The following is a 6,110-nucleotide window of genomic DNA, read 5'->3' on the forward strand; positions in this document are numbered from 1 at the left end:
CCCGAAGGTCGGGAGGCAACAACATGGGCGAATCGTGGTCGATATTGACGAACTTGGCTGCCATGCCCCGAGCATAGCAGCCGCTATCCAATTCGTCACTGGTCTAAGTCCGACAGACTGCTAGGAAATTGCTTTTGGCGGGCGGCTCCTGAACCAGCCGTTGGGCCGGACCAGAGGGCGGGGAAAAGGGGGTTGACACCTGCGACAAGGTCGGCATCCGTTAGGTCAAGCTCTTCGACGATCTCCATGCAGGGTTCGTTGCGGATGCGCATGACCGAGGAGACACCCAGCTCCCGCATCTCGTGGAAAAATCCGTATTCCAAGCCATAGTATACCACCGCGCATCAGGATTTGTGAAAACCGGAGGGGGCTGGAATCCCCCTGAACGGCCTGGGGCCAGAGTCCCCAGCCACATTCCTGCCCAGCCATTTCACAAATCGTGATGCGCGGCAGTATAGTTCACGGATTCAGGATTTCGACTTACTTTATCGATGGCCTCCCTGAATCATGTAAACACATGATGGACGGTTGTTGGTCACCTGTTACAAAAGAGGTCGATTTCTCGTGGAACTCGCTCTGCCAAGCATTCGGTGCGCGGCAGGGCCCCACCGACGCAAACAGCCCCCTGAAACCCATGGCTCCAGAAAACCTTAGCATGCCCCCCACACTACACGGTGCTGGGGAGTGGCAGTGCGGGTGCCTAGAGCGGCTCTCACAACGCCAATGGTGCGTGTGGGCATCAAAGCGCACCGCACCCGCGAACGACTTCGCTTGGGAGTCAGCCAAAAGAAAGCCGGAAAGGCGATTTGCTGGCAAATGGTAGATTTCTAAAGGCAATGGAAACATCGCTTTTGATAATGGACAACTGAAGGGATCAAAAACTCAAAAAGACCAAAAAATGAAAAAGCATAAAAATACCGGAATCGGAGTGGCCTCACTATTGCTGATGGCGACGGCGAGCGTGCAGGCACTGGGCATTAATTTTATCGGCGTTGCTCCAACCGATCCGTCATGGACCAACACGGAAAACTGGTTTGACGGCGTCGTTCCCGGCACGAGCGGAGCATTTGCAGATCAAGGTCAATTCTTCGGTGCGACTGACATCGCGGAGATCAACGATCCTCTCACCACGGGAAGTGCCGTCGATTTGTTGATGCGCAATCTGGGCAAGCTCACCATTAACGCCGATACGGACAAGTTGCGCATATTGAGCATTGGAACCACGGGAGCCACCCCGGGTTTTGGCACCTTTGTCAAGCAAACCGCAGGGACAACAAGCGCGAGAGAGATTACCCTCGGAACGGATGACGCTAATGGCGGACTCTACGAGGTGTCGGGTTCTGCTCAGCTTGGGCTAAGTCGGTTCCTGACGATCGGTGCCAACGGTAAATTCTCCCTGATCGGCAGCAACGCTTCCGCTAGTCTGACTGACGCAACCCTCGGAAACCTCACGATGCTGACCACCGGGATTCTCAGCTTTACTTTCGATGAAACGGGTGTCGGAGCGGTCACCGTAGCCGCGACCTTCACAGTCGATGCGGCCGCCTCGGTGCTTGAGATTGACGGCTCTCTCTATGGAGGCGGGATTGGATCTTTCACCTTGGTTGATTCAGCTTTCATGGACGGCTCGTTCGACCCAGCGAATTACACGGTTACAGGATTGGGTGTTGAGAATGTCGATTGGTCCCTGACACAGGAGACCGACGGCGACCTCGTCCTGAATGTGCTTACCGAGGAAGCTGCCAGCACGATCCAGCTGACCATCTCCGCGAACGGCTCCAATCCCGGCAACTACGACTTCAGCTGGACCAGCCAAGACGGCAAGCTCTACGACCTGGTCAGCAGCACCGATCTCGCGACTCCCATCAGCACTTGGTCGGTATGGGAGGGCAATGCCGACATCGCAGGCACTTCGCCGTCCAACGGCCTCACCAACGTACCCGGCGGGGGAAATACGACCCGCTTCTTTGCAGTGATCGAGAAAGATCCAGCCCCCTTGTAAAGCGCCGACTTCGAAACGGCGATACCAGAAAAAGAAAGAAAACGAAACCCAAATGAAACAAATGAAACAAATGAAACAAATGAAACAAATCGGAATTGGAGTTGGCACGCTATCGCTAATGGCGGCAGTGGGTGCACAGGCTGCTACCATTAACTTTGTTGGAGTGCCTCCCACCAGCCCGTCCTGGAATACCGCAGCGAACTGGCAAGGCGGCGTCGTTCCCGGCAACGGCGCGGATGCTGCAGATATTGCCGCGTTTTTCGGCGGGACTGATATTTCCACGATCGATGCAGAGATGGCTGGAGACAAAATTGTCGACCTTCTCATGCGTAACTCGGGGAAGCTCACCATTGACAACGATACGACGCAGCTCAGGGACATGAGCATTGGCACCACGGGTGCGACAGCGGGTTTTAGCACCTTCGTTAAGCAGATTTCCGGAACAACCAGCGCAAGAAATATCACCCTCGGGACGGATGATGCCAATGGTGGATTGTATGAGCTTTCGGGCAGTAGCACACTTACGCTGAGTGGAAACATGACGATAGGTGCCAACGGTAAGTATTCCATGCTCGGCAGCAACGCTTCCGCTGCACTGACGACTGGAGACCTCACGATGTTGACAACGGGGATTCTCGACTTTGTGTTCAGTTCAGTTGGTGTTGGATCGATTGCCGTAGGTGACGCCTTTACCGTAGATCCCACCAATTCGCTGCTCACCGTTGACGCCAGTCTTTATAGCGGCGGTCCTGCATCGTTCACCTTGGTGAATGCCGCGTCCATGTCCGGATCGTTTGGCTCAGGTAACTACACGGTCACCGGATTGGGAGTTGAGAATACGGATTGGACCTTGTCACAGGGAGTGGGCGGTGACCTCGTCCTGAACGTGATCCCTGAACCAGGTACGCCAAGTCTCATTGCAAGCATGGGCGTTGCGTTCCTGTTTATCCGCCGCCGTTTCAAGAGCTAGGCTCTTCATGACTTCCTCTCAATGGAGAGGTTTCGACGGGCAGGGGTCTTCGGCCCCTGCCCGTTCTATTTCAACCGCTTGACTTCTCCATACCCTTCTTGGGATCGAAGGGATACTCGGCTTGACTGCTTCCGGGATAGGGCCGCCCGACCCGATGGTCGGACGACGCCCCCCACTGATCCGGACGAGCGCAATTGACGCATCCGGTTCCTCGGGGTTGTGGTTTCATTACATACTGGAGTGAACTATGCGAGCCGGGATAAGAGGAAACACCCTCAGCATTCCCTGGAACTTTTCCCAGTTCGGGCTGCTGCTACGGTTGCGCCGCTGAAGCCACCTGCGCCACAACTTTGCCACCTCACACCGCAGCTGTGACAGCATGCGAATGTTTCCAGTGACTCCGTAGTAGCCGTCATGACCCCGCAGCTTCTCGTTGAGTTTTCGCTGCTGCTCTTTCATCGGCAGGTGACAGTGTTCCATCCCCCACTTCTTGAGCGCTTGCAGCGTCCGTCGGAACCGCCCCTTGGCGGTCTTCTTCTTCACCACCTGATTGCCCTTCTGTGATTTCCCCCAATAGTGGGTGAAGCCTAGGAAGTCGAAGGTCTCCGGTTTCTCACCGACTCCTCCAGTCCGCGATGGCCGCCCGAAGCGCACCAACCGCGTTTTCTCAGTATTGATCTCCAGCCCGAAACGAGCAAACCGCTTTGCGATCACCCGCTGGACTTTATGAACATCCTCCAGTCGCTCGAAACCCATGACAAAGTCATCGGCATATCGCACCATGAAGGTCTTCCCTTGACACGCGGGCTGAACGGATTCTACGAACCATTTGTCCAACACCTCATGCAGATAGATGTTACTGAGCAGTGGTGAATACCGCGGAGCGGGATGGACAGGAGCGAAGCGACGTGCCCCGAAGGGGTGCGAGCCGTGGGGCGGCGAGCATCAAATCACCCCACCTTGGGGTGTACCTTCCTCCGGGTAACTCACTTCCTCTTTCTCCCACACGCCCGCCTTCAGCCATTTGCCGATCAGGCGGTTCATTACTCCATCTTGCACCCGACGGCTCAAAAATTCCTGCATCTGCCGATGATCGACAGTGTCGAAGAACTTCCGCAAATCCACCTCAAGGACCCATTGCACTTTCTGAGCAAAGCACTGTTCTCTCAGGTATTCCAGTGCCTGATGCTGTGATCGCCCCGGTCGGAACCCGAACGAAAAGGGCAGGAACTCCTGCTCATAAATCGGCCCCAGAATCATTGATACCGCCCGCTGGAGGATCTTGTCCTCCGTGGTCGGTATTCCGATTGGCCGGTCTTCCTTCTCGTTCTTGGGGACATACGCCCGCTTGACTGGCGGAGCTTGATAGCTGCCGCTCTTAGCACGCGTTTGCAAGTCCCGCAGGTTCTCCACGAGGCTCTCACCGTATTGGGCGACTGTCTGACCGTCGATTCCCGTCGCGGCGTTCTTACGCACTTGACGGTAGGCTTCGCACATCCAGTTCAGGTCCATATGGTGGCTCAACGCAGTCAACGGCTCATGCCGAAACTTCTGCGCCGCGGGCAACAGGCGAAAGAACGGCGATCAGGAGCAGCGCCGAGACCGAATGACGGAAGGCGACCTGTGCGGAAAGATGAGCGCGTGATTTCATTTCAACCTAAGGGTGGTTACGGCACGGTTGTGGCGGGTTCTCCAGCGGGGATTTTATCCTGGAGTTTGCTGATTCGGAAATTGCGATAGCGCGCCGAGCGGGTGAACATGTGGCGCAGTCCGACACGGCCATCGGTGATGGCGGGCAGGCGCGGGTTGCTGAAGTGAAAATATCCCGTCCGCTCCGAGTTCTCGACGCGCATGAAGATGTCTCGGTCTTTCTTGATCACCGTGATGTGGTGCGGCACGCCTTGAGCGAAGAATCCTTCCGGTTGGTAATCCGGTGCCAGCTCAGTGCCTTTGAGCCCCTTGCTCTCGGGCAGATAGCGCCGACCTCGGATGTAAGATACGCGGTTTTCCCCTGAGTTTGGAAACGCGGCGTAGCTGATGTGATAGGCGTGCATGTGGTCGAAGTAGGTCGCCATCGCAGGGACCTTGCGGAGTTCGTTCCACTGCGAGATGTCACGGGCATGAGGCCCCTTCCCGCTGCCGGTGGCCTGAATGTAGAGGATGTTGACACAGCGTGTTTCGTCGTCGATGCGGGTGTATTCGTATTCGATCCTGAGGTCTCCTTCGAAGCTCTGCTTCGTCCACAGCACCATGTGATGGGCATCGTTCTTGAATTCTTGTCCGGCGGTCAGGGTCATGCCTTCCGGTGCGGTCTCGACAGTCCCCACCTCGCCATCGAGAAACCAACGCTCCCGCCAATCGCCGGTGCAGGGGTCTGAAAAAACTTCCTGCCACGCTCCGGCGGCGGCCCGTTCGTAGGCGGCCTTGTCCCGCGCAGGATCGGGTTTGGGATTTGGTTCTTCTCCGGCCCGCGCGATCAACACGGATGCGAGAAGGATGGAAATCGCGAGGGGAAATGGCTTCATTTGGATTCGTGGTAGTCCGCTCCTGTCAGGCTGTTGAGCACCGATTCCTGCCACTGGCGGAGCTGATCTTGCAACTTGAGGGCGAGTTCGGGCTCTTTGTCAATGAGGTTGGTTTTCTCCGCAGGATCGATTTTCAAATTGAACAACTCGATGCCCGGTTCGCCCTTGTTGTTTTCGCGGACGACGAGCTTGTGGTCACCCACGATGATTGACCGGGGGCCGAGGTAGTCGGCGTCGTTGATAGCGGGATAGCGGAAATTGACGAAATCACGCGTGGCTTTGCTACCCATGAGCTTGACCAAGGGAGTCGTCCCTTCCTGCAACTTGGGATCAATGTAGGGTTCCGGTTTGGTGGCCATCAGCCGCCCGCTATCGAAGTCCCAGAAGGCGATGGGTGTGGGACGTGCGTCCAGCTTGCCATCGATCACGCCTGTTAGGTCGACGCCGTCGAGCGGTCGATCCGGCAGTGGCTGGCCGGTGATGGCGGCTAGCAGTCTGTCGGACTTGAGTTCAGCGGTGGTGTCGCGCGGCGGGGTTTGAATGGGTTTGGGGATCATTCCGAGCGACCTCTTGGCGGCTCGTCCTGGCGTATCCTGCTCTTCTTGGGTCGGGC

The 6,110-nt window shown here is 56.6% G+C and carries 5 protein-coding genes and 2 pseudogenes; 2 read left to right on the top strand and 5 right to left on the bottom strand.

All coding sequences use genetic code 11. The features are described 5' to 3' along the window. Window positions 1-95 precede the first annotated feature (95 nt). A complete protein-coding gene (locus WBG04_RS09685; protein WP_424314212.1) occupies window positions 96-338 on the bottom strand; it encodes a hypothetical protein in 243 nt (80 codons plus the stop codon). Window positions 339-898: 560 nt separating this feature from the next. Here WBG04_RS09685 and WBG04_RS09690 point away from each other — a divergent pair. Both WBG04_RS09690 and WBG04_RS09695 read left to right on the top strand, forming a co-directional pair. Then, window positions 899-2,002, top strand: coding sequence for a hypothetical protein (locus WBG04_RS09690; protein ID WP_424314213.1), 1,104 nt, complete (start codon window positions 899-901; stop codon window positions 2,000-2,002). A gap of 52 nt (window positions 2,003-2,054) precedes the next feature. Beyond that, complete coding sequence (locus tag WBG04_RS09695) at window positions 2,055-2,972, top strand: hypothetical protein (RefSeq protein ID WP_424314214.1); 918 nt, start codon at window positions 2,055-2,057, stop codon at window positions 2,970-2,972. A 228-nt stretch (window positions 2,973-3,200) separates the two neighbouring features. Here the strand turns inward: WBG04_RS09695 and WBG04_RS09700 are convergent, their stop codons facing one another. The 4 genes and pseudogenes from WBG04_RS09700 to WBG04_RS09715 all read right to left on the bottom strand — a co-directional run. Continuing rightward, entirely contained in the window at window positions 3,201-3,518 is a 318-nt protein-coding gene (locus WBG04_RS09700; RefSeq protein WP_424314216.1) for a group II intron maturase-specific domain-containing protein, read from the bottom strand. Window positions 3,519-3,563: 45 nt separating this feature from the next. After that, a pseudogene (locus WBG04_RS09705) lies at window positions 3,564-4,484 on the bottom strand (reverse transcriptase domain-containing protein); the annotation flags it as partial. Window positions 4,485-4,639: 155 nt separating this feature from the next. Next, window positions 4,640-5,497 (bottom strand): DUF1961 family protein, encoded by an 858-nt coding sequence (locus WBG04_RS09710; protein ID WP_424314215.1) that lies wholly within the window; start codon window positions 5,495-5,497, stop codon window positions 4,640-4,642. Beyond that, a pseudogene (locus WBG04_RS09715) lies at window positions 5,494-6,110 on the bottom strand (N-acetylgalactosamine-6-sulfatase); the annotation flags it as partial. The gene WBG04_RS09710 and the pseudogene WBG04_RS09715, both read right to left, overlap by 4 nt.

This window comes from Haloferula sp. (assembly GCF_049672945.1).
In the GTDB taxonomy this organism is placed as follows: domain Bacteria; phylum Verrucomicrobiota; class Verrucomicrobiia; order Verrucomicrobiales; family Akkermansiaceae; genus Haloferula.

What these genes read in the sequence shown, in the direction of transcription:
- WBG04_RS09690 (WP_424314213.1), top strand. Translation starts at nt 899, where the DNA reads ATGAAAAAGCATAAAAATACCGGAATCGGAGTGGCCTCACTATTGCTG.
- WBG04_RS09710 (WP_424314215.1), bottom strand. Translation starts at nt 5,497, where the DNA reads ATGAAGCCATTTCCCCTCGCGATTTCCATCCTTCTCGCATCCGTGTTG.
- WBG04_RS09695 (WP_424314214.1), top strand. Translation starts at nt 2,055, where the DNA reads ATGAAACAAATGAAACAAATGAAACAAATGAAACAAATCGGAATTGGA.